This window comes from Staphylococcus gallinarum (assembly GCF_000875895.1).
GTDB lineage: Bacteria > Bacillota > Bacilli > Staphylococcales > Staphylococcaceae > Staphylococcus > Staphylococcus gallinarum.
In genome coordinates, this window is record NZ_JXCF01000007.1 from 698,700 (window position 1) to 723,030 (window position 24,331).

Annotated in this window: 22 protein-coding genes; 1 reads left to right on the plus strand and 21 read right to left on the minus strand. The window is 33.1% G+C overall.

From position 1 onward, the window contains the following. Positions 1 to 444: 444 nt before the first annotated feature. From SH09_RS07040 to bshC, 20 genes are all read right to left on the minus strand, one after another. Complete coding sequence (locus tag SH09_RS07040; protein ID WP_042738918.1) at positions 445 to 1,362, minus strand: RluA family pseudouridine synthase; 918 nt, start codon at positions 1,360 to 1,362, stop codon at positions 445 to 447. 12 nt (positions 1,363 to 1,374) lie between these two features. Continuing rightward, entirely contained in the window at positions 1,375 to 1,851 is a 477-nt protein-coding gene (gene lspA, locus SH09_RS07045) for a signal peptidase II (RefSeq protein ID WP_042738919.1), read from the minus strand. Positions 1,852 to 2,074: 223 nt separating this feature from the next. Next, the gene (locus SH09_RS07050) at positions 2,075 to 2,548 is read right to left on the minus strand and encodes a CHAP domain-containing protein (RefSeq protein WP_042738920.1); all 474 of its coding nucleotides are present in this window, start codon (positions 2,546 to 2,548) and stop codon (positions 2,075 to 2,077) included. A gap of 560 nt (positions 2,549 to 3,108) precedes the next feature. Further along, entirely contained in the window at positions 3,109 to 5,880 is a 2,772-nt protein-coding gene (gene ileS, locus SH09_RS07055) for an isoleucine--tRNA ligase (RefSeq protein WP_042738921.1), read from the minus strand. A 242-nt stretch (positions 5,881 to 6,122) separates the two neighbouring features. Next, entirely contained in the window at positions 6,123 to 6,731 is a 609-nt protein-coding gene (locus tag SH09_RS07060) for a DivIVA domain-containing protein (RefSeq protein ID WP_042738922.1), read from the minus strand. A 158-nt stretch (positions 6,732 to 6,889) separates the two neighbouring features. Further along, positions 6,890 to 7,660: a YlmH family RNA-binding protein gene (locus tag SH09_RS07065; RefSeq protein WP_042738923.1), complete on the minus strand. Its 771-nt coding sequence runs from the start codon at positions 7,658 to 7,660 to the stop codon at positions 6,890 to 6,892. Positions 7,661 to 7,773: 113 nt separating this feature from the next. After that, positions 7,774 to 8,064 carry a YggT family protein gene (locus SH09_RS07070; RefSeq protein WP_042738924.1) on the minus strand — a complete coding sequence of 97 codons (291 nt, stop codon included), beginning with the start codon at positions 8,062 to 8,064 and terminating at the stop codon, positions 7,774 to 7,776. A 12-nt stretch (positions 8,065 to 8,076) separates the two neighbouring features. Continuing rightward, positions 8,077 to 8,673, minus strand: a complete 597-nt coding sequence (locus tag SH09_RS07075) for a cell division protein SepF (protein ID WP_042738925.1) — start codon at positions 8,671 to 8,673, stop codon at positions 8,077 to 8,079. Between the two features lie 5 nt (positions 8,674 to 8,678). Further along, complete coding sequence (locus SH09_RS07080) at positions 8,679 to 9,353, minus strand: YggS family pyridoxal phosphate-dependent enzyme (RefSeq protein WP_042738926.1); 675 nt, start codon at positions 9,351 to 9,353, stop codon at positions 8,679 to 8,681. A 13-nt stretch (positions 9,354 to 9,366) separates the two neighbouring features. Then, complete coding sequence (gene pgeF, locus SH09_RS07085) at positions 9,367 to 10,158, minus strand: peptidoglycan editing factor PgeF (protein WP_042738927.1); 792 nt, start codon at positions 10,156 to 10,158, stop codon at positions 9,367 to 9,369. 227 nt (positions 10,159 to 10,385) lie between these two features. Then, entirely contained in the window at positions 10,386 to 11,561 is a 1,176-nt protein-coding gene (gene ftsZ, locus SH09_RS07090) for a cell division protein FtsZ (protein WP_042738928.1), read from the minus strand. 29 nt (positions 11,562 to 11,590) lie between these two features. Then, positions 11,591 to 13,006, minus strand: a complete 1,416-nt coding sequence (gene ftsA, locus SH09_RS07095) for a cell division protein FtsA (protein WP_042738929.1) — start codon at positions 13,004 to 13,006, stop codon at positions 11,591 to 11,593. Between the two features lie 105 nt (positions 13,007 to 13,111). Continuing rightward, complete coding sequence (locus SH09_RS07100) at positions 13,112 to 13,999, minus strand: cell division protein FtsQ/DivIB (protein WP_052495422.1); 888 nt, start codon at positions 13,997 to 13,999, stop codon at positions 13,112 to 13,114. Positions 14,000 to 14,014: 15 nt separating this feature from the next. Next, positions 14,015 to 15,364 (minus strand): UDP-N-acetylmuramoyl-L-alanine--D-glutamate ligase, encoded by a 1,350-nt coding sequence (murD, locus tag SH09_RS07105; RefSeq protein WP_042738930.1) that lies wholly within the window; start codon positions 15,362 to 15,364, stop codon positions 14,015 to 14,017. Between the two features lies 1 nt (position 15,365). Further along, a complete protein-coding gene (gene mraY, locus SH09_RS07110; RefSeq protein ID WP_042738931.1) occupies positions 15,366 to 16,331 on the minus strand; it encodes a phospho-N-acetylmuramoyl-pentapeptide-transferase in 966 nt (321 codons plus the stop codon). Positions 16,332 to 16,527: 196 nt separating this feature from the next. Next, positions 16,528 to 18,846 carry a penicillin-binding protein gene (locus SH09_RS07115; RefSeq protein WP_042738932.1) on the minus strand — a complete coding sequence of 773 codons (2,319 nt, stop codon included), beginning with the start codon at positions 18,844 to 18,846 and terminating at the stop codon, positions 16,528 to 16,530. Beyond that, positions 18,827 to 19,219 carry a cell division protein FtsL gene (ftsL, locus tag SH09_RS07120; protein ID WP_042738933.1) on the minus strand — a complete coding sequence of 131 codons (393 nt, stop codon included), beginning with the start codon at positions 19,217 to 19,219 and terminating at the stop codon, positions 18,827 to 18,829. Before ftsL ends, SH09_RS07115 begins: the two co-directional genes overlap by 20 nt. Positions 19,220 to 19,233: 14 nt before the next feature. Further along, entirely contained in the window at positions 19,234 to 20,169 is a 936-nt protein-coding gene (rsmH, locus tag SH09_RS07125) for a 16S rRNA (cytosine(1402)-N(4))-methyltransferase RsmH (protein WP_042738934.1), read from the minus strand. A 14-nt stretch (positions 20,170 to 20,183) separates the two neighbouring features. Next, on the minus strand, positions 20,184 to 20,615 hold the full coding sequence (mraZ, locus tag SH09_RS07130; RefSeq protein ID WP_042738935.1) for a division/cell wall cluster transcriptional repressor MraZ: 432 nt from the start codon (positions 20,613 to 20,615) through the stop codon (positions 20,184 to 20,186). Between the two features lie 149 nt (positions 20,616 to 20,764). Next, complete coding sequence (gene bshC / locus SH09_RS07135) at positions 20,765 to 22,378, minus strand: bacillithiol biosynthesis cysteine-adding enzyme BshC (RefSeq protein ID WP_042738936.1); 1,614 nt, start codon at positions 22,376 to 22,378, stop codon at positions 20,765 to 20,767. A 274-nt stretch (positions 22,379 to 22,652) separates the two neighbouring features. On the opposite strand from bshC, the gene SH09_RS07140 reads away from it, so the two are divergent. Beyond that, positions 22,653 to 23,093 (plus strand): N-acetyltransferase, encoded by a 441-nt coding sequence (locus SH09_RS07140; protein WP_042738937.1) that lies wholly within the window; start codon positions 22,653 to 22,655, stop codon positions 23,091 to 23,093. A 510-nt stretch (positions 23,094 to 23,603) separates the two neighbouring features. On the opposite strand, the gene SH09_RS07145 is transcribed toward SH09_RS07140, so the two are convergent. Beyond that, entirely contained in the window at positions 23,604 to 24,287 is a 684-nt protein-coding gene (locus SH09_RS07145) for a YjjG family noncanonical pyrimidine nucleotidase (protein ID WP_042738938.1), read from the minus strand. Between the last annotated feature and the right edge of the window lie 44 nt (positions 24,288 to 24,331).

Consider the following 24,331-nt stretch of genomic DNA (forward strand, 5'->3'; position numbering starts at 1 on the left):
AATCGTATCACAAATGAAAACAGAGACATTTCTATGTTATAAGACGCTTTCTCTATCATGAATGTAAATCATTCATGTTTGATTATGCACGAATAGTTACGTTGCATAGATTCATCTGTGTACAAGTTATTAAATTCATGTCTTCGAAGCCTCTCTGGACTTTCATTTAAAGACGTACGTTCGCTTTATTAAACTGTCATTATAATATCATGATTTTATATAATGTGCAAGAACCTGTCTAAGTTGCATTGCGCCTTTTAAATGCATAAATACACTATTCTTATTATAAGTAACCTTTATTGATATCCACTTGCTTTCCAGCCACTATATGATTTAATCATTTTTACATAAAAAATAACCTCATTATATTTTTGACTCGCGCCATTTTTATAATGAGGTAAATTCATTCATATTACTTGTTATAACCTTTATTTAAAGCATAAGTTATTGATCACTTTTTCTAATATCTGTTAATAATTGCTCAAACTCACTTGGCAATTCCGCAGTTTTCTCAATGTATTCACCTGTAACTGGATGTTCAAAACCAATAACACCTGCATGAAGTGCTTGACCTCCAATGTCTAATGTTTTCTTCGGTCCATATTTAGGGTCACCAACTAATGGGAAACCAATATATTTCATATGAACACGAATTTGGTGTGTTCTACCCGTTTCTAGCTGACATTCAACTAACGTATAATGTTTAAAGTGTTCTAAAACATTGAAATGTGTTACTGCTTCTTTACCGTCATCTACGACATCCATTGATTGTCGATCATTTTTGTTTCTACCAATTGGAGCATCAATCGTACCATAATCATGCGGAATATTTCCATGTACCAATGCAACATATTTACGATTTACAGATTTATCCACCAATTGTTCTACCAATCCACGGTGTGCAATATCATTTTTGGCAACCATCAATAAACCTGATGTATCTTTATCAATTCGGTGTACAATCCCTGGTCGAATCTCACCGTTAATACCTGATAAATCTTTCATTTGATACATTAAACCATTAACCAATGTACCACTGTAATGTCCTGCTGATGGATGTACTACCATGCCCTTAGGTTTATAAACAACTGCGACATCATCATCTTCATAATAAATATCTAAGTTTAAATTTTCTGGTTTGATATCAGTTTCTACGACTTCTTTTTCTGTTACATTTATTTGGTCATTTAATTTTACTTTATAATTTGATTTTACTACTTTACCATTGACTGTGACTAACGATAATTTTATCCAGTCTTGAATTTGAGTTCTCGACCACTCTGAATTTAATTCAGGTAATACTTTGTCTATACGCTGACCTGACAAGTCTGCTTGTTCTATTACAAACTCATGATTACTCATAATTGCAACCTCCTACACTTCTTTTTTCATATCTGTTAATAATGCGACAATAATTAGCAATACACCTATCGTCAAGCTAGCATCTGCAACATTAAATATTGGGAAATTATATCCAAAAATATATGTATCGACAAAGTCTACGACTTCACCATGTAACACACGGTCGATGAAATTACCTAATGCACCGGCAAATAATAAACTAATTGCCACTTGCATCAATAAATTGTGCTTTGCTTCTTTAATATAAAATACTATAAGTACGATAAGGATAATAATAGTAATAATATAGAAGAAACTCATCTTACCACTTAAAATACCCCACGCAGCTCCGTTATTTCTATGTGACGTAATATTTAAAAAGTTAGGAATCACTTCGAAAGAATCTCCAACTTTCATTGAACTCGCTATTATAAATTTAGTGATTTGATCTAAGATTAAAATAACAATCGTAATGAATATAGAAATACCTAAATAGTACTGACGTTTCATGCCTGTACCTCCTATTCTACTATCTGACGCTTTTACAACATCTTTCATTATAGCTTAATCAAACTTATAAAAAAAGTTACAGTTTATATCTATCACATTTATTTTTAGATATGCTTAAAATTTGTCTTTTTTGCAATAATATTTCACTATCTTTCAAACCGCTTACTTAGTTTACATAATATAATTATTTTAAATATACTTTCGTAGTTAACAATACATTGATTCACTTTGCTTTATTTTCTTTAGGATGGATGATGTAATATTTTTTTAATGCTTGTGGACTTATATCTCGCGTCGTAATTTCGAATGGATGATAAAAGTTCATTTCTTTCACTTTGATAGTGCCGTCATCAAAGACACGTTCAATATATGCCACATGTCCATATTTACCTTTAGTAGATTGTAATATACTGCCCACTTTGGGATGATGATTTACAGTATAACCATCCTGTTGCGCTTTTACTTTCCAATATTTAGCATCTCCCCAGGACCTACCAATTTTATTACCCGCATCTCTCACTCTATCAAAAACGTAATTCGTACATTGTCCTTTTACATAATTATTGTGTTTCATCGGATTCGTCGACCATAGTGTATTTTCTGGTTCTGTCATATCTCTATTATCTATACCGTCATAAGTTGCAATTCCTGTAATTATTAAGCCTAAAGTGACTAATGTAGTAATCCTTTTCTTCATGTTTTGACACTACCTTTAACTATAATAATATGCTACATCTATTGCTTGTTACACTTAGTCTTACTATGATCTTTGTTTTATTGAATCAGCTTATTTTCTATACCCTTTTTAATAAATATAATAATGTTAAAAATTTAATTTACCTGAAGTTGTGTATAGTAATTAACTGATATTGTTAGCTCATTTTCTTAAGCGACAGCCTCTGCCTGTAATCTTCGACTCGTCCTGCTTCCTCAGAAGTCTCATCTTATTACTTTCTATAAATTAATATTTAATTTACAATATTCGCTATTTTGGACGATACCATTTGATTTTTTAAAATTAAAACAATAATAGTTATTACTTTATGTCTTGGATTTCACCATATAAATCACATCACATTAAAAATGGCTACGCTCATATCATAAATATAAGGTAGCCATAAACTTAGTGTTTTTTTTGAGTCTATTTTACAGAGCGAAGTTCATTGCAGAATAGCGCTCTTATTTTAAGAATTGGAAATTATAATCCTAATGCTGCAAAATCTGGTAATCTTGTTAAAATTTTTGTCTTAATTTCACTTAAACTAGTGTCTTAACGACAGATTGACAACGTGGACATAAATGATCTAACTCGCCAACAGATCCAAGTTCATCGCTATAATTCCAGCAACGTTCACATTTTTCTCCATGTGCATGTTCAATTTTGATGTCACCATAATTATAGGTTTCACCGCTATCAACTTTATCAACAACTTCAGCTTGTGAAGTGATAAACAATTGTTGTAAATCAGTAAATTGTTGTAAGAATGACGTAGCATCAAAGTGTTCGTTACTACTAATAATTACTTTTGCCTCAAGTGATTTACCGATTACCTTTTCATTACGTGCAACTTCTAAAGCACGGTTAACGTCATCACGCAATTTCATAAATGTATTCCATTTTTCTACAAATGCACTATCAATTTCAACGCGTTCAGGCATACGTGTTAAATGTACACTTTCTTCTTCAACATGAGGTATATGCGACCAAACTTCTTCTGCTGTATGTGCTAAAATTGGAGCCAATAATTTCGTCATATCGACAACAATTTGATATAGCACTGTTTGCATACTACGGCGTTTTAATGAATCTTGTTCTTCGATATACAAGATATCTTTACCATAATCTAAGTAGAAATTACTTAGTTCTACATTAATGAAGTTTTGTAATTCTTGATAAATATCTAAATAGTCAAAGTTATCATAATGATCTAATGTACTTGTTGTAAATTCACGTAATCGATTTAATACATATTTATCAACATCTAATAATTGATCTTCAGCAACTGCGTTTGTATTTGGATTATAGTCATTTAAGTTACCTAACATAAATCTTAATGTATTTCTAATTTTACGATATACATCAGACGTTTGCTTTAAGATTTCTTCAGAAATACGTACGTCAGCTAAATAGTCCACACTACTTACCCATAAACGTGCAATGTCAGCACCTTTTTGTTTCACGATTTGATCTGGCACAATTGTATTACCTAATGATTTACTCATTTTTTTACCTTCGCCATCCATAACAAATCCGTGAGATAATAACATTTTATATGGAGATTGTCCTCTTGTAGCTACTGATGTCGTAATTGAAGAGTTAAACCAACCTCGATATTGGTCACTACCTTCAAGGTATAAGTCAGCAGGATACGATAATTCTGGTCGTTCTTCTAACACACCTCTATGAGATGAACCAGAATCAAACCAAACATCCATAATATCTGTTTCTTTTGTAAATTCACCATTCGGACTACCTGGATGTGTAAAGCCTTCAGGTAATAATGCTTTAGCATCTCTTTCAAACCAAATGTTAGAACCATGTTCTTGGAATAAATCTGCTACATGATTAACTGTTTCTTTCGTCATGATGATGTCACCATTTTCAGCATAAAATACTGGTAGTGGTACACCCCAAACACGTTGACGTGAAATAACCCATTCACCACGGTCACGAATCATATTATAGATACGTGTTTTACCCCAATCAACTTTAAATGTAGTGTCTGTAATCGCATCTAAGATATCTTGACGGACTTTATCAATAGATGCAAACCACTGCGGCGTAGCTCTAAAGATAACAGGTTTCTTTGTACGCCAATCATGAGGGTAACTATGTGTAATAAATTCTAGTTTTAATAATGCGCCTTTTTCTGTTAATAAATCAGTAATTTCTTTATTTGCTTTATCATAAAACAGTCCTGCAAACTGGCCAGCTTCTTCTGTAAAGACACCTTTATCATCTACTGGACTAATAACTGGTAAATTGTATTTTTGACCAACGATATAGTCATCTTCCCCGTGTCCAGGTGCTGTATGAACGCAACCTGTACCTGCATCTGTAGTAACGTGTAAACCGTTAATTACTAATGATGTACGATCAACAAATGGATGCTGTGCTTCAACAAATGGATGCTGTGCTTCAACATATTCTAATTCTTTACCTGTAAATGTTTTATCTAATTTAACATCGTTATCATCCCAACCTAAAGTTTCAGCAACACTTTGAGCTAGATCCTTACCGATGATAAATTTCTCACCATTTACTTCATATTGGCCATAAGTCAAATCAGGGTGTACAGTAATAGCTACATTTGAAGGTAATGTCCAAGGTGTAGTTGTCCAGATAATAAACTTAGCATCTTCATCCACTATGCCTTTACCATCTTTAACATCAAATGCTACAAAGATTGAAGCAGAACGCTTGTCATGATACTCAATTTCAGCTTCAGCTAGTGATGACTCACTTGAAGGTGACCAATAAACTGGCTTTTTCCCTTTATAGATTAAACCTTTATCTGCCATTTCACCGAATAAACGAATTTGAGCAGCTTCATATTCTGGTTCTAACGTAATATATGGATTGTTAAAGTCACCCTTGATACCTAAACGTTTAAAGTCATTTTTCTGACCTTCGATTTGTTTTAATGCAAATGCTTCACATTTTTCTCTGAATTCTGCAACAGATAATTCTTTTCGTTTAACACCCTTTTTAGTTAACGCTTGTTCAATTGGTAAACCGTGCGTATCCCAACCTGGTACATATGGTGCATAAAAGCCTTGCATTGATTTATATCGCGTAATAATATCTTTCAAGATTTTGTTTAATGCATGTCCCATGTGTAAATTACCATTAGCATATGGTGGACCATCATGAAGAATATAAGATGGGTTTCCTTTATTTTGGTCTAATACTTTTTGATAAATATTTTTTGCTTCCCATTCTTCTTGAATTTTCGGCTCTTTATTTGGCAATCCCCCACGCATTGGGAAAGCTGTCTTTGGCATTAATAATGTTTCTTTATAATCCATTTTCTACACTCCTTAATACATTTTTCCTCTATTGTGTTTCAATTTAATAACAATAAAAAGAACTCTAAGTTCAATTAACAGGGACGATATAAACCGCGTTACCACCCTATTTAACTCAACTTAGAGTTCTCTCATTGTGCTGTATTGAACTATGGATAACAGTGATATAAGTAATATACATATAAAAGGCTCTCACTATCCCTTTCTCGCTTTGATATGCTGTATTATTACTTACGTGTCTGTTATTTCTTATCTGTACTTTCACTCGTAGCATCAGCTGATTGATTATCCGCTTCTGCTTTAGCTTTTAAAGCTTTCTCTTCTTCTGTTAATTCATTGTCATTTAAATGATTGACATTTTCTTCTGTAACTTGTTCAGCATCTAAGTCATAATTGAGTAAATAATCCCAATCTTCATTTTTTAATAGGTCTAACTGTGCTTCAACAAGCATACGGAATCTAGAACGGAAAATCTTAGATTGACGTTTCATATCTTCAGTTTGGAATGACAAACGACGCGCTTTTTCAACACCGTCATTTACAATTCGATCTGCTTCTGCTTTGGCCTTTGCAATTGTTGCCTCTGCCTCTTTATTTGCTGCAGCTTTTGTCTCTTCACCAGCCTGCTTAGCTTGAATTAAAGCATCGCTAACAGATTGATGAACATCTTTATAAGACTGAATATTCGTCTCTTTATCTTCTATAACTTTTTCTAATTGTTTTTTATCTTCTTTTAATCTTTCGATTTCATTACTTAATTGTTGTAAATAACTCTCTACTTCAGTAGGCTCAAAACCATTTTTGGCTTGAGTAAAAGTTTTATTTTTAATTTCACTAGGTGTAAAAGGCATACATTATCCTCCCTTAATCATACACTATTTTATCATTTCAATAAATACGAGAAATAGTATTCTTTGCAGTTTATTTTATATACTATACTGTAAATGTCGTACAAAAATCAACAATTATTTATTCATAACATATCGTCAACGACAAGTTAAGTATAACATTATTTGAATAAAGTTTCGTATGAAATTCTAACTTTATCCTTTTTCGTAGTACCACCAATGTCAGTAACTTTGGCACGACCAAACCCTTGGATAGATAATAGATCCCCACTTGCTAACTGAAAATCAGCTGCATCGATAATCGTATGATTCACTTTAACGCGCTTCTTATCTATTAATTGTTTGGCAATTGTTCTTGATTTACGAATCATTTCTTTCAATACAACATCAAGTCTTAATGCACTTACGGTTGTATTGAATGACTTCCATTCCTCTTTTGATTGTATCATATCTGATAACGGAATAGAATTAAGTTTAACTGTAGCACCTTTGATGCGATTTAATTCAAGTAACATGTAAGATTCTAATTGTTTTGTCAATGTAAACTGTATTTCTCCATCTATGACGATGTCACCTAACTGCTCTCTTTCAATACCTAATGACATAATTGTACCAAGTATATGTTGATGTTGTAATGTAACGAATTTTTCTGGATAATCAACTGCCATTAGTACAATTTCAAAGTCTGAATCCTCAGGTTCAAAATAAGTAGGCGCTATAATCGCTCGTTTGCGTTCTGCATGTTTACCTCCATACAAATGCACTGTTAATTCTTCGAAACTCGCTACTATTACCTCTAAAATATATTGTTCTCTTGGGTCTAAGAAATTCGTTAGTATTGGTGCATATTGCTCATTAGCTCGTTTACATTTATCCATTAAGTTATCAATAAGTTGTTGTTCTTCTTTTCTAAAATGTTGATAAATATCGATTGCATATCACTCCAAACACAATATAAAAGCACCTATCGTCATACAATGATAACGGGAGGTGCTTAATTATCGATTCATTTTACACTTAAATTCAATTTATAGTTTAGTTTGCCTTACGCAAGATGCATAATTATCATATTAAAAATACTCACTAAACCTCTTTGGAACAACACGAGAACAATAATTGCAACGATGGATGATATATCAATCATGCCTATCGGAGGAATAATCTTCCTAAATGGCTCTAAAAATGGCTCATATATTTTTTGTAAAAATTGTCCGAATTTATTTTCTCGTGCATTCGGTATCCATGACATAAAGAAATAAACAATCATGCCATAATAATAAATTTGAACTAAGAATAATATAAATTTAAATACAGTTGCAAGTAAACCTACATCCATTTATTCTTACCTCTATTCACCTTGATATTCCATGTTATCAATTTGGTCAGTTATATTGCCTGCTACTTCAACATTGTCTGGTGTACATAAAAAGATATCAGTCCCAACACGTTGAATGTCGCCACCAATTGCATAAACAGTACCGCTTAAGAAATCTATGATTCTCTTTGCAGAAACTTTATCAATGCGTTGCAAGTTTACCAAAGTAGCTCGACGATTTTTTAGTTCATCTGCAATATCTTGTGTATCTGAGAATACGCGTGGCTCAAATAAACACATTTTAGAACTTTCTTGTGCAAAGCCGAATTGATCTTGTTCTTGATTATTCATATTCACAACGTTCCTAGTATTATTATTTGATGTATTGCTAGCCATTTGATACTTCCTTTCCCCTGTAGATTGTTGTAATCTAGATGATTGTTTCTTAGGTACGGATTGTATCGCTCTTTGACGTTCATTACTCTCATTATTTGATTGTTCGTTAAAATTATTTTGAGACTGTGCTTGTTGCTTTTGATGTTGTCTATTGTCTTCTTCAGGTGGTGCTTCTAATTGGTCATCCTCTTCTTCAACCACGAAAAATCCGCTAAATAAATCTTTTAAAGCCACGGGGCTCACTCCTCTTTTCCTACAAGTTTAGTCCCAATTCTCACAAATGAGGCACCTGCTTCAGTGGCCAAATGGAAATCATTACTCATTCCCATCGACAATTCAGTACACGGTGCATAATTTAAATTGAGCGCTTTAATTTCATCTCTCTTTATTCTTAATGATTGAAACAAGTCTTTGATATACGACTCATCATCTGTTAACGGAGCCATCGTCATTAGACCGACTACTTCTATATTATCAAATTGTGCTAATTCTTCAATAAAAGTATCTAATTCATCTAATGCCACACCTTGTTTAGATGCTTCGCCTGAAACATTTACTTGTACAAAGCATTTGATTGTGTGTGTCGCTCTCTTATCAATTTCCTTTGCCAATTTAAGACGATCTAACGCATGAAAATAATCCACATCATTGATAACTTCTTTAACCTTTCTAGTTTGAAGCGCACCAATAAAGTGCATTGTCACGTCATTTGGTAAAGCTTGTTGCTTTTGTTGAAAACCCTCTACTCGGTTCTCACCAAAGTGTCTAATTCCTGCACGATATGCATCATTAGCTCGGTCTATTGTAACATACTTTGTAACGGCAATCACGTTTGGCAATGTTGAAATATTACCCTTGTCCGCTGACTGTCGTAGTTGTTGCTCGATGTCATTTAGATTTTCACTTACATTCACTGTATACACCTCTTTACTTTTGACCAATAAATGCTAACATTCTACCAGTTTGACCCTTTTCTACTCTATACGAAAAGAATAAATCCAAATCTTCGGAAGTTGCATAATCAGTAATATAAATATTTTCTTTCGGAACGCCACTATGTTGTAATAACAATGCATTAGCAACCTTTAAATCAATACCATGTCTATCTGACGCTCTCGTTTCTATATACTTTGTACTATCAATTGGCAATGCAGCAAACTTTGCTTTGATATCATCATTAATTTCATATGACATAGATGTAGCTGGTCCTATAACAACCTGTAAATCGTTTAAATTAAAGTCAATTTTATTTATCATTTCAACCACAATTTGCCCAACCGTACCACGCCAACCTGCATGTGCTAAACCTATAAAATGATGCTTTTCACTATAAAAGTATATTGGTACACAATCAGCATAACACATTGTTAATAATACATTAGATTCATAGCTGTACATGCCATCAACCCCATGTAAATCATCAGTTAGTGTATCGATATTCATGCCTTGATGCTCTTCTGTAATTTCTACGACTTTATTTTCATGTGTTTGTATCGGAAACACCCAATGCGCTCTATCAAACTTTATTAATTTAGCTAGTTTTTGTTGATGTTTAGTTATATTTTGTGGATTATCATCAATATATCGCGCCATGTTAAATGCGTGATTTGGATAATTACTAAATCCATTCTTTCGCGTTGTGATACCTAATGTAACATTTTGTAATGGGTCATCTCTATATTCTAAAATATGACTATTTTCCACAAATTTTTCTGGCATTATAAACCCTCCGCTAATTGTTATTCAAAATAAATGTTATTCGATTATCCGTTTCCATTTTGATTGACTGTTACTACTTCTAATTTGAATATTGAATAGCCATAAAATAACTTCTAGAATTAAAAATCTAAAAAAGTCATCAGATCTGAGACCTGATGACATAGATACTGTTATTATTACTAACTTCAGCTTAAGTATATTTTGTTTAAGACGTACTATCCGACAAATTAACGTCTAGTTCTTCTTGAACGTCTTTCTTCTCTATTTCTGATGAAGCTTGGAATGTCATCTTCATTTGTTGTATGACTTCTGCTTTCAGTATTGCTTTCTACTGAGTGTGATGAGCTAGCAGCACTTGAACTAATTGAAGTTTCATTAGATGCTACGCTACCACTTGTTGCACTGCTACCAAAACCAGTATTTGAAGCTTTACGACCTTGAGAAGATGGTTTATCTTCAAATCCAGTAGCAATTACTGTAACTACAATCTCATCTTGTAATTCAGGATTGATTACTGTACCGAAAATCATGTTTACATCTTCATCTGCAGCGTCTTGTACAATATCAGCAGCTTCTTGTGCTTCGAATAATGATAATGACTCTCCACCAGTGATGTTCATTAACACACCTTGTGCACCTACGATTGATGTTTCTAATAATGGTGAAGAAATTGCTTTCTTAGCTGCTTCTACCGCGCGGTTTTCGCCAGAAGAAACACCAATACCCATCAATGCAGAACCTTGGTTAGACATGATTGTTTTCACGTCTGCAAAGTCAAGGTTAACTTCACCTGAAACAGCGATTAAATCAGAAATACCTTGCACACCTTGACGTAAAACATTATCTGCTTCTTTAAATGCTTCCATCATAGGCGTTGATTTGTCAACGATGTCTAATAAACGATCGTTAGGGATAACAATTAGTGTATCAACTGCAGCTTTCATTGATTCTACGCCTGCAGCTGCTTGAGTTTGACGTTTACGACCTTCAAAGCCGAATGGACGAGTAACAACACCAACTGTTAACGCTCCCATTTCTTTTGCGATTTTAGCTACGACTGGTGCAGCACCTGTACCAGTTCCGCCACCCATACCTGCAGTTACGAATACCATATCTGCACCTTGGATAGCATCTTCAATTTGTTCACGTGATTCTTCTGCAGCTTTTTTACCAATTTCTGGGTTAGCACCTGCACCTAAACCACGAGTTAATTTTTCCCCAATTTGGATTTTAGACTCAGCTTTAGATAAGTTTAAAGCTTGCCCGTCCGTATTGATTGAAATAAACTCAACATTGTTCATACCATGGTCAATCATTCGGTTTACAGCGTTGTTTCCGCCGCCCCCTACACCGATGACTTTTAACGTCGCTAAATGATTAAATCCTTGTTCAAATTCTAACATTTATATTTCCTCCTAGTTTTAATGGCCAATCAATCGAATAGAGATTTCATCAGTTTTTTAAATTTACTTTCATCCTTTTGTTCGTTGTGTTGAGACTTATGTTCAACGTCGCTATCAGCGTTTACTTCTTCGTCATATGTCTCTGTCACTTGTGAATCTTCTGAAGATGAATCTGACGCTGGTGCTTCATCTTGCTTATTCGATTTTTTCTTAAACCAATCAAATCCGCTTGTTTTTGTATTATTCGTCGTCTCATCAGATTCGATAACTTCTTCTTCGAATTCTTCACTGTCATGATTACTTATTGTAACATAATCTAGCAATTCGTCGAAAGTAATGCTACTAGAAATTGTTGAAATTGCTGAAGAGAATTCAGGTTTTCTTATACCCATTTGTGACGGTGTATGAATTCTTACTTTTTCGCTAACCATATCTTGTAATAATTCTTTAACACCTAATAAGTTTGCTGAACCTCCAGTTACTACAAATCCACCATTAACTTTTGTTAATTGTAACTCTTGTAATACATCGAACACTTCAAAGAAAATATCTTCTACACGTGCTTCAATAATATCAGCTAAGTCTTTTTGAGTGAATTGTGCATCCTCTTCACTGTCTACTTGATCCACAGTGAATACATCTTGATCAGATGCTGAATCAAAGAAAGCGTGACCATATTGGTGTTTAATCTTTTCAGCTGTTTCATATGAAGTGTTTAATCCTTCAGCTATGTCTTCTGTAATGTCACGACCTGCCATTTCAATTGCATCCGCATCAACAAGTTCACCACGTTCATAGAAAGCAAGTTGAGTTAAATCTTCGCCGATGTCAATCACACAAGCACCAAGTTCTTTCTCTGTAGCAGATAAAACTGAGTTGTAGTTGTACGCATCAGAATATACATCTAATACATCTACACCACAAGATTCTACACATTTAATCATATTGATTAAGATTGATTTTTGAATCGCAATGACACCTGCATTTACTTTCAAGCTATGTCTCGCAATTAATTCCTTTGGATCAGAAACTTCATTGTCGCCATCAACTAGAAACTTAATCGGAAATGCATTAATTATTTCTGTTTCCGGTACGTTATTTTTTTCTCTGATACCTTCTAGTACATGTTCAATATGTGTACCATTTAATTCAGTATCTTCATAAAATTCTATTTCATTAGATTCATCAAACACTTCAGTGCCGACAATTGGAAGTTTAAGGAACACTTCTTTAATGTCTACACCTGAAGCAATAGAAGCTTTTTTAATTGTATCTTTGACTGCTTGTTTCGCAATATCGAAATCATCGATTTGACCATTTTTAATTCCACTCGTGTAGGTTTGTCCTGTACCTATCACATTAATTCCATTGTGAAATTTTTCGCCTACTATTGTTTTTACACTTGATGAACCGATATCTATACTTACATAATAATGCTCTTCCATAGATAGGCACCTCCTGACAATTACATAATCAAGTTCACACTATTAACAGTTTACAATACAGTTTCGCGGTTGTGAACTATAAACACATGTATTTGTCTAAATTTTTTAATTATTTTTGTCTTTTTTCTTATTTATCTTATTTAAAGCACTTTGCAGCTGATCTTTCGCTTTATCTTCTTGGTTATTTCCTTGTTCAACATTTTTATCCGTTTCTGATTTTTGATCAGAACCACTACTATATGGAATGAAGGAAGCACCAACAGATAAATCAATATAACCTGCTTTTTTCAAGTTTCCACTTTCATCACGATCTAATGATTGTGACATTTGAGGATAATACTTCATTTTACTACCAATTGTATTTAAGTTACCTACTACTTGAAGATTATCTGTAGTAAATAATTTCACTTGGTTTTGCATATTGGGTTGTGGATCATATTTAACTTCAGATATTAGTCCCCTAACTTTTGCTGGCATTTCAGCTAACTGTCGTATGATTTTGTCCTTTCGTTCTTTATCGAAACCATCAATAATCGGACCATCATCCAACACACTATCTTGGAAATTTTCCAATTCAGTGCCATCCTCCGTTATTGGAACATATTTATCTTTCTTTTTAATTAATGCCACAATTTGATCTTCTGTCACTTTAACCGTCATTTTATTAGGAAAATGCTTTGTTACTTTGGCATCTTTAACTAATGTGTTTTCTTTTAATTTCTTTTCAGCTTTTGAAGTACTATAAGTATACATTCTTGAATCATCTTTAACATTTATTGCTTTACTGATATCACTCTTCGATACATTATTATTACCTTTTATCTCAACACTACTTATTTTACTCAAAGGTGTGAACATATAGATAAGTATCAATAAGATAAAAAACAACAATACACCGAATACTGAATATTGAATTTGTTTCTGCCTTTTACGCCTTAATTCTCGTTTTTGCTTCAAGTATTCAGAGTCAAATTCACGTACTTTATCGGCCATATTTTTTCACATCCTTTAGAAAGATGGCAAGTGCGCTTTGAATCTATTAATGAACTTTTCTCCACGCTCTTCAAAAGTATTGTATTGATCCCAACTTGCGCATGCAGGAGACAATAGCACTACATCATTCGGTTCAATAATTTCTTGTATTTTATCTACAGCATCTTCAACATCAACTGCCTTAATCACATACTTACCTTGACTCTCACCTAAATTAACAAATTTACTTTGCGTTTCACCAAACGTTACCATCACACGCACATTTTTCATATATGGTATGAGTTCATCGAAGTCATTACCACGATTTAACCCGCCACACAACCAAATAATAGGTTGTTCAAATGAATTTAGTGCAAATTGTGTAGCTAATGTATTTGTTGCTTTGGAATCATTGTAATATTTGTTCGTTTTATTAGTTCCTATATATTGTAATCGATGTTCTATACCTGAGAATGTGGTCAAACTCTCGATGATTGCTCGTACTGAAATTCCTGCTAATAAAGCTGCTAATACAGCAGCAAGAATATTCTCTAAGTTGTGTTCACCAGGTAACACTAAATCATCTTTATGTATGATTCTGAAACCTTTAAACACGATATACCCATCTTTAACGTATATACCATCTACTTCTTGTTGTGTTGAAAAATAATATGTTTTTGCTTTTAAAGTTTCTGACTCAATCAAATGCCTTTGATGATAGTTACAAATCAAATAATCATCTGCTGTTTGATTTTCATAAATTTTTTTCTTTGCATTTTGATAATTTTCTAATGTTTCATGATAATCGATATGTGCAGAGTAAATATTAGTAATAATTGCTATATGTGGCTTATATTGATCTATTCCAAGTAATTGGAATGATGATAATTCAGTAACAAGATAATCAGTTGATGTTACTTCCTGTGCAACCTTTGAAGCAACAAAACCGATATTACCTGATATTTTGCCTGTAACTCGACTTTTTTGAAACATATCACCAATAAGAGAGGTAACTGTTGTTTTACCATTTGTACCTGTTACACCGATAATCGGCGCTTCAGATATTAAATAGCTTAGTTCAACTTCAGTTAATATCTTCAGACCTTTTTTAACAGCTGCATCAATAAGTGGTACGTGGTAAGGAATACCCGGATTCTTAATAACTACAGGATTATTATCCAATAATGACAGTGGATGTTCACCACCAATTACTGTAATACCCATATTTTCTAAATCTTTAGCATGTGAGTCATTACTTAAATCTTTTCCGTCATTGACGATTACATTGGCACCCAATTTATTTAATAATTTAGCTGCTTCATAGCCACTTTTGGCAAGTCCAACAACTAATACATCTCTATTTTCTAACCCTGTATAATTTAGCAATTTAATTCACTCCTATCCATAATCCAATAAGCCCTGAAATTAAACCTACTGTCCAAAACACTGTAACAACTTTTTTCTCGTTCCAACCTACCAATTCAAAGTGATGATGTAATGGTGACATCTTAAATATTCTTTTACCAGTTAATTTAAATGAAGTAACCTGAATCATTACAGATAACGTTTCTGCAACAAATACAAAACCTACGAATATTAATGATAATTCTTGATTTAACATAATTGAAATTGTGGCAAAGATACCACCTAATGCTAAACTTCCTGTGTCTCCCATAAATACTTTAGCAGGGTTTAAGTTAAAAGGTAAAAATCCTAATAATGCAAAAATCATAATCACACAGAATAAGCCGATTGATGTTGCACCTTGGAAGTATGCCATCAACGCGTACATTATAAATCCAATAATTGATAATCCTGTTGCTAATCCGTCTAAACCATCAGTTAGGTTTACAGCATTAGAAAAACCAACTTGCCAAAATACAATAAAAATGACATATGCAATTGAAAGTGGTACTTCAATACCGATAAACGGAATATGAATGCCCGTTGAAAAATCAGTTAGGTTAAACACTTGACTTAATACAAAGAAAATTACAGCAATACCAATTTGTGCTAGGAATTTTTGTTTACTTGTCAAACCTTGGTTATTCTTTTTCACAACAATAATATAATCATCAATAAAACCAATTAACCCAAATCCTATTGTTACAAATAGCAATAGAATAATTGGATTTGAATTATCGATAAATATAATTGCAAGAATCGATGTAACTATGATACTGATTAAGAAAGTCAGTCCACCCATCGTCGGTGTACCTGTTTTTTTCATGTGGCTTTGTGGACCTTCTTCCCTTATGCTTTGTCCAAATTTCATTCTTTTTAAAGTTGGTATTAATACTGGGACTAAAATAAATGTGATTAAAAGTGCAATGATTGCGAGTAGATAAACCATATTATGCTCCTTTATATATTTAATTGGAATATGTTTTTGTATGTCGTCATGCAGGGTTAAAACATTATGTAAAATGAAACATGGCATATCAGTGATAAGATAATATTTTTGTTATTATCGTTCACTGATATAGCCTATCTTTCAAATTGTTATTCTGTCGTTCTCAAATTTACGAATGGTAAATAAATAACGTCTATTATTCTGATTTATCACTCGATGATTTCTCTTCTTTTTTATCTTTCTTGTCTGTTGTTGACTTATCATCAGCAGATTTTTCAGATGCTGATTTATCTTCTTTAGTTGTTTCTTCTTTTGAGTTTGAACTTGTACTTGCTTCACCATCAATTTCTTCTGATGAAAGTGTAATTTGAATTTTATCATTTTTACTAACTTTTTGACCTTTTGTTACTGATTGGCTAGATACAAAGCCACTACCTTTCATTGTCACTTTAGTATTTGTCATACGTTCAAATGCAATGACTTCTTCTTTTGACCAACCTGTCATATCTGGCATTGTAATATCACCATCAGTTAGTAGTAACACCTTATTATTAGGTAATACTTCTTTATTTGCCGTTACAGATTGACTGGTTACCTTTTCACCATTACCAATAACGATGGCATCTAGGGATTTGCCGTTGATTTTATCTTCGGCTTTCTGAGTAGCCAACCCTTCAACATCTGGAACTTTACTATATTTCACATCTGAACTATCTTTTGTATTGTTCTCTCCGACATTTAAATATTTAAGCGTGTTTGCCATAATTGGTTTGAACGCTTTACTTACACCCATTTCATATGCTTCTTGGTCATTTTGTTGCGCTAAACTCATACCAGCATAAACAATGACCTTTGGATCTTTCTTAGGTGCATCACCGATAAAGCTAACGAAATATGGATTTTCACCTTGGACATATCCTCCATTATCAGGATCAGCAACTTGCGCTGTACCAGTCTTACCAGCGATATCATAACCATCCACACGATAATTTTTAGCGTGACTGTCTTCGCTATTTACAACTTTATCCAACTCTGTACGTACCTTTTTCGCAGTATCTTTAGTAATTGGTTTGCCTGCATACTCTTTTTTACCTTTATAGTAAGTATTATTCGACACTGGATTTGTCACACTGTCGACATACCAAGGTTTAAGCATATTACCATCATTGAAGAAAGCAGATTGCGCTCTTAACATTTGTACCGGAGTAACAGTAGTAGATTGACCGAATGATGAAGTTTTTTGTTGTGCTTCATTATCCCAAGCAATTCCACCAGATGATTCACTATCAAACATGCCGTCTGTAGTTTTGCCAAAACCAAACTTCTCATACCAATGTTTCATCTTATCTGCACCAACTAAGTCTTGTAGATGCATCATTAAGGTATTTGATGAATACGTGAAACCTAATGTCATCGGGATATCTCCCCAACCTACTTTGTTCCAGTCAGAAATTTTAGACCCCATAACCGTTCTCGGTCTTGCAGTATACTCTTTATTTGGTTTGAATTTACCTTCTTGAATAGCAGCTGCTAAACCAAATGATTTAAATGTAGAACCTGGTTCATAGGTATTTTGATATAAATCATTCGCCCATTTTTTCCCGAAGTCTTTTCCTGTTTCAGGGTTAAAAGTTGGTCGTTGACTAAATGCTAATATCTCACCGGTATGCGCATCCATTACCACAGCAAATAAATCTTTTGGTTTATATCTGTCAACCATGCTATCCAACGCTTCTTCAACAAAGACTTGAATATTCGAGTCTATTGTCAGATGAACATCATCACCACGTTTAGGTGTTTTTTCTTTTTTTGTATTCGGTGCAATATAACCCCAAATATCATGAATATATGACAAGGTACCTTTTTGCCCTTTCAGATAACTATCAAAGATCTTTTCAACACCCATCGCGCCTTTAAGTTCCCCACTATCAGGGTCCTTTTGAGCAATACCTATAAGATGAGATGCAAAGTTTCCATTAGGATAAAAACGTTCAGTCTCAGGATATAATGTAATACCTGGTAAATTCATTTTTTCAATTTTTTCTTTTTCTTGATACGTTAAATCGGTACCTTTTTGACCGAATTCAACTTGAAAGGCTTTCTTGTTATTCAACTTACTTTCGATTTCTTTGGCAGACATATCTAAAACCGTTGCTAGTTTTTTCGCAGTTTTCTTTTTATCAGTAACGTTTTTAGGTTTATCGCTACCTTCACTGGCTTTTTTACTCACAATGGCTACAAGTTTATATCGTTCTACGTCTTCTGCCAATATTTTACCGTTTCGATCATAAATCTTACCACGTTCAGGTTGTTCTTGACTGTTTACCAAGTATTTTTCATTAGCTTTTAAAATCAAATCTTCTCCAGATGAGTGGCCGGTCAACATAATATATGAATATCTTAAAACCAACGTAAAAAAGAGCAGTCCGAATCCAAGAATGAGTAGGACTGCCCCTATTTTATTTTGTTTTATTGGTAATTTTGGTTTTTTAAATTTAATTCTTCGCTTCGTCATTATTACGCACTACCTTTACATTGTCGTTCTTAAGGCTCATACCTTGCTTTTTAGCCTTGTCGTAAATGCGTTCATATGATGAGTTCTTTTTAATTTCAGATTCTATTGCGCTATTCTCACTAGATTGCTTTTCTATTTTTGTATCTAAATCTGCAATTTTCCCTCGAGTATCATACGCATCCATTTTTAAAGATAGCATATATATACTGATTAAAGCAATTATTGTTATAAGTCCTATGTATAACATCTTTTCAAATTTTGTTAACTGTACTACAACTTTTCTTTTAACTGTTTTAGGTTGGGTCGAGGGTTTTGTCTCTGGAATTTGTTGTTCAATATTATCATATGGTTGATATACTTTTTCTACTGCCACTCATAATCCACTCCTTATTTCAAGATTTCGGCTACACGTAATTTAGCACTACGCGCTCGGTTATTTATCTCTAAATCATCTTCAGTCGCAATGATAGGTTTACGGTTAACTCGTTTTAATTTTGGTGTGTATGCTTCAGGTATTACAGGTAATCCTCTTGGCACTTCAGGTCCTTTTTCATATTCTTGAAACATTTGTTTACACAAACGATCTTCAAGCGAATGGAAAGTGATGACTGAAATTCGACCGTCTACTTTCACCAATTCAATTGCTTGTTCTAATGAATCTTCGAAAGCTGACAATTCATCATTCACTGCAATTCTAATTGCTTGGAATATTCTTTTAGCCGGATGGCCACCTTTGCGTCGAGCTTTTGCAGGAATACCTTCTTTTATAATATCTACAAGTTCTAATGTTGTATTAATAGGTTGTTGTTCTCTGTTTTGTTCGATGCGTCTAGCAATTTGCTTTGAAAATTTTTCTTCCCCATATCTATGGAAAATACGAACCAAACTTTCAAATGACCATTCGTTAACAACTTCGTAGGCCGAAAGTGATTGTGTTTGATCCATTCTCATATCCAATTGCGCATCGTGATGGTAACTAAATCCTCTTTCAGGAACATCTAATTGTGGACTAGATACGCCCAAGTCATAGTAGATACCGTTTACTTTTTCAATATTCAAATCATTTAAAATTTCAGATAACTTTCTAAAATTACTATGTACAAAAGTCACTTTATGTAAATGATCACTCAGTACTTCTTTAGCATTCTCAATTGCATTTGTATCTTGGTCTATTGCTATTAGCCTACCATCATCACTTAATTGCTCTAATAAATAAAGGGCATGTCCAGCTCCACCTAATGTACAGTCGACATATATACCATCTTCTTTTATATTCAAGTAATCAATGGTTTCTTTAAGCATTACGCTGACATGATGAAACACTCTAATTCCTCCATTTAAAAATCAAAATCAATTAAGTCTTCAGCAATATCTTCGAAACTATCTTCAGATTCATCATAGAAATCATTCCATGTTGCTCTATCCCATATTTCAATGCGATTTGATACACCGATGACTGTACATTCTTTACTTAAATTGGCGTATTGTCTTAAATTCTGCGGAATATTAATACGCCCCTGTTTGTCTAATTCCACTTCAACAGCACCAGAGAAAAACATTCTCATAAATTTACGAGCATCTTTCTTTGTCATAGGAAGCGTCTTCATCTTCTCTTCAATAACTTGCCATTCTTCCAAAGTGTAACCAAACAAACACTTATCAAGGCCTCTAGTGATTATAAAACGCTCATTCAAGTCATAACGAAATTTGGAAGGCACTATCATACGTCCCTTTGTATCCAACTGATGTTCGTATTCACCCATGAACATTTATAATCACCTCACCTTCTTATATTTATAATTTACCACATCTCACCACTATCCTCCACTAATTATACAATTTTCACCAAAATTTGTTATAGAACATAAAAAAATGCCCGATTCATCATTCCGATGAATCGGGCTCAACCTTACTCTCTCTAAGGTTTTACAATGATATGATCAAAAGTGTAGGAAAGTGGTGGATAGGTGGAGGGCTTGAACACATCTATCCCAAATTCATTCATTATTTGGATTGGATTCCAAATTCTTTCCTGTAATCCTCCCATTGGGTGGAGCACTTCGTTAATTTCATTAAAATGTTTCATACTTATGTCATTTTCACGTTCAATATTTAATAAATATCGGTTAAGTAGATAATCATATTGCTGTTGATGAATTTCATTATTTTTATCGACTAATAGTCTATTATCATTACTATTTGAAACTTCCAATAATAAGTTTTTATATAATTCATCTTGTCGTTGCTTCATTTGCTCGACTTGTTCTAAGAATGAATCAGAGGCTTGCGCTCTAACAAATCGTTGCTTATCTTCATCTATCCCATCAACTAATACTTTGTTTAAATCAAGTTGATACTGCGATAATAATTTTTCAGTTCTTTCATTAATATAGCTAATACGCAAACGAGGTAAGACAATAGGCATCGATACGTCGACTACTTTGAACACATCACTTAACTCAGCCCAATATTTTATTTCACTCGGACCTCCAATAAATGCAACAGTATTAAACAACCACTCTTCCATTATTGGACGTGTAACAACATTATTAGAAAATCTTCCCGGTTCCTGCTCTAAAATATTTAATAACTCAGCAGTCGAATAAACCTTATCAGATTTACTAAGTTTAAATTGGCCATTTTCAAATGTTAATAACTGTCTCATATTATCTTCGTGTAAGAATAAGTGAACATTTGTATCTGTTTGTATCATTTGTTCTAGTCCACTTTCCTTAGTACGTGCTTGAGTAGCTCTAAATGCTGTGTCGACCTCATGGTGTTGTATGATTAATTGTTTTATAAAAGGCTTTTCAACTTCTCTCAAACCTTCATCATTAGCATCAATGAATAATACGCCATATGCCTTAAATATTTCATTTAATAATGCCTTAAACATATCAGTCCAATTATCGTATTGATCAATCACGTTTCTATATAGATTGATAATGGATTGAGAGTGTTGTGTCTCTGGCAATGCTTGGAAAAACTGATTCAATGTATCACGTAACTCTTCCTTATCAGGAGAATATCTAGAAACATTACTTTCTGGTGGTGTCATAGTATGATATTTAATTTTATGTAGCTTTGCTTTCTTCGAATTATAGGCAAATGTATGATTTACTTCGTCAAAATCATGATCCTCTCCTGCAATCCAAAAAATAGGAACTACTTTTTTATGATATTTTTCTTTTAATTCTTCACTTAACGTTATGATTGAAAAAATTTTATGCAAAGTGTATAGCGGTCCACCAAATAAACCAGCCTGCTGGCCACCAATTACTACTTTTGCACCCTTTTTCAAAGCATCTATATTCTCAACTTGCTCAGATGTAAGTGATAGATCACTCATATACTTTTCAATAACATTAGCTACTGCAATCTCTCTTCCATTATTCTCTAAATCAAATCTCTGCTTAAAGCTATCAGGATTCATTGCATTTAAATGGTAAAATTGCGCTAATGTATGGTCACTATTTTTTAGGTTCGTTATAAATTTATCGTTTTCATTTAGTTTCTCAGTCATACAATACATTCGAAATTCTCCTTATGCTACTCTATTCCTACCTAGTATAAAGTTTATATACTATATTGACAATTTTACGGCTTATAAAAATCCAACTTTTTCATTATCTTTTATTACCTGATTAACAAAAATAGTTTGAACTCTCATAATTAACTTTTATATGTAAACGTACCTCCACAAATTTTCAATTATAAGTAAATACATGTTTAAAACAGTCATTTTTGTGAAAAATCAATATAAATATTGTATAATAGAAATAACAAAACAAAGGGGGAAGCCGTCTATGAGTGAAGTAAAAAGTCTAGGTATCAATTATAAAACAGATGAATTATTTGAAGATTTTAGAAATTTTGGCAACGAAGATTTATATTTAGTTGATGAACTTCGTGGTGAAATGATTGATGCTAGTTCGGATTCGCCATTCTACGGCATTTACGTCGGAGATAGACTAGGTGCAAGGATGGCATTATATAGAAAAGGTGAGGTCGAAGAACAACACTTCCCTGACTTCGAAGATTATAATATCATTTGGAAATTAGAAGTTTTACGTGATTTCCAAGATCGAGGTTATGGTACAACTTTACTAGATTTCGCTAAGAAACAAGGTCTACCAATTAAAGTTATCGCAAGAAATCAATCTAAAGAATTCTTTATTAAACAAGGATTTACTGATTTAAATGAAACAAATAAAGATGGTCATGACGTTCTCGTTTGGACACCATAAACGAAACTGATTCTAGCAGTTTTGTTTAAACATTTTGATTGCGTTAGGAAGCCATTTTTAAAATCAAAACGTAACGAGATTAAATCATATTAAATTGCCGATTCAAAAGTTTGGATTTAAACTTTTGAATCGGCATTCTTTATTTTGAAAGCTTGCGTATTAATATCCAGCGCTTATCTCATATTAATATTATGCTTTAATCTTAATACTTATCTTGTTCTATTTGGCATCTCACATTAAAACCTAGTTAGTGAGGTTATTATTTAAATTATTCATCTTATGTTGCATTTACTTTTACACAGTACATTTATGCACACAAATCACTAGCTATTTATTGGTTTAAAATGATACTTGCTACATCAGACTGTTATACAGTATACATGCTGTCATTTAGTTAAATTAGCAACTAACCCAAAACGATATGTTAAACTGCAAACTATCTTGCAAACATTTCAACTAGAGAATAAGTGAAATGTCTCTCACCTATCACATATGTTTATTTGCATGCATTTAAATTAATCGAATCAATTCTTGCATATCAGTAATTGTAAAATCAGGTTCGATATCAGTAGTGTTTAATTTCTGACGTGGATTGAACCAGCAAGTTTCAATATTTGCGTTTTTTCCACCTAAAATATCAGAAGTCAATGAATCACCTATAATAATTGCATTATTACGCTTGTCCTCACCAATTTCATTAAATACAAAATCAAAGAATTCTGGCATTGGTTTTTGATAACCGGTCTGCTCTGAAACAAACACACCATCGAACCATTGACCAAAAGGCGTTTTTCCAATCCTACGTTCTTGCGTTTCTAGCACACCATTCGTAACAATATATAAGTTGTGTTGTTCTTTTAGCTTTTCTAATGTTTCTAACGTCTTGGGAAAATACTTTATCGGTGCATTGGCTAATTCATCTCTAAAGATATGGTCTGCTTCTACACCATTTACCTTTAACGCATGTAAATCGAAATACGCTTCGAAACGTTTAGATAACACTTCATCCTTAGTTAATAAATTATTCTGAAACGCTTCCCAATGTGATTGATTTACTTTCATAAATGTTTCTAAATCATGCCTAGTTGTATGTAATTGGTAATGTTTAGTTAAATTAAAGAACGCATATGCTTCTGCATCGTGAAAATCGACTAATGTATCATCAAAATCAATAAATATATTTTTACTTTCCATTTTATCCCACTACTTTCTCAATTTACTCGACCGTAATTTCTAAT

Coding starts and splice junctions, on each gene's coding strand:
- SH09_RS07040 (WP_042738918.1), bottom strand. CDS start 1,362: ATGAGTAATCATGAGTTTGTAATAGAACAAGCAGACTTGTCAGGTCAG.
- lspA (WP_042738919.1), bottom strand. CDS start 1,851: ATGAAACGTCAGTACTATTTAGGTATTTCTATATTCATTACGATTGTT.
- SH09_RS07050 (WP_042738920.1), bottom strand. CDS start 2,548: ATGAAGAAAAGGATTACTACATTAGTCACTTTAGGCTTAATAATTACA.
- ileS (WP_042738921.1), bottom strand. CDS start 5,880: ATGGATTATAAAGAAACATTATTAATGCCAAAGACAGCTTTCCCAATG.
- SH09_RS07060 (WP_042738922.1), bottom strand. CDS start 6,731: ATGCCTTTTACACCTAGTGAAATTAAAAATAAAACTTTTACTCAAGCC.
- SH09_RS07070 (WP_042738924.1), bottom strand. CDS start 8,064: ATGGATGTAGGTTTACTTGCAACTGTATTTAAATTTATATTATTCTTA.
- pgeF (WP_042738927.1), bottom strand. CDS start 10,158: ATGCCAGAAAAATTTGTGGAAAATAGTCATATTTTAGAATATAGAGAT.
- ftsZ (WP_042738928.1), bottom strand. CDS start 11,561: ATGTTAGAATTTGAACAAGGATTTAATCATTTAGCGACGTTAAAAGTC.
- ftsA (WP_042738929.1), bottom strand. CDS start 13,006: ATGGAAGAGCATTATTATGTAAGTATAGATATCGGTTCATCAAGTGTA.
- SH09_RS07100 (WP_052495422.1), bottom strand. CDS start 13,999: ATGGCCGATAAAGTACGTGAATTTGACTCTGAATACTTGAAGCAAAAA.
- mraY (WP_042738931.1), bottom strand. CDS start 16,331: ATGGTTTATCTACTCGCAATCATTGCACTTTTAATCACATTTATTTTA.
- SH09_RS07115 (WP_042738932.1), bottom strand. CDS start 18,846: ATGACGAAGCGAAGAATTAAATTTAAAAAACCAAAATTACCAATAAAA.
- mraZ (WP_042738935.1), bottom strand. CDS start 20,615: ATGTTCATGGGTGAATACGAACATCAGTTGGATACAAAGGGACGTATG.
- bshC (WP_042738936.1), bottom strand. CDS start 22,378: ATGTATTGTATGACTGAGAAACTAAATGAAAACGATAAATTTATAACG.
- SH09_RS07140 (WP_042738937.1), top strand. CDS start 22,653: ATGAGTGAAGTAAAAAGTCTAGGTATCAATTATAAAACAGATGAATTA.
- SH09_RS07145 (WP_042738938.1), bottom strand. CDS start 24,287: ATGGAAAGTAAAAATATATTTATTGATTTTGATGATACATTAGTCGAT.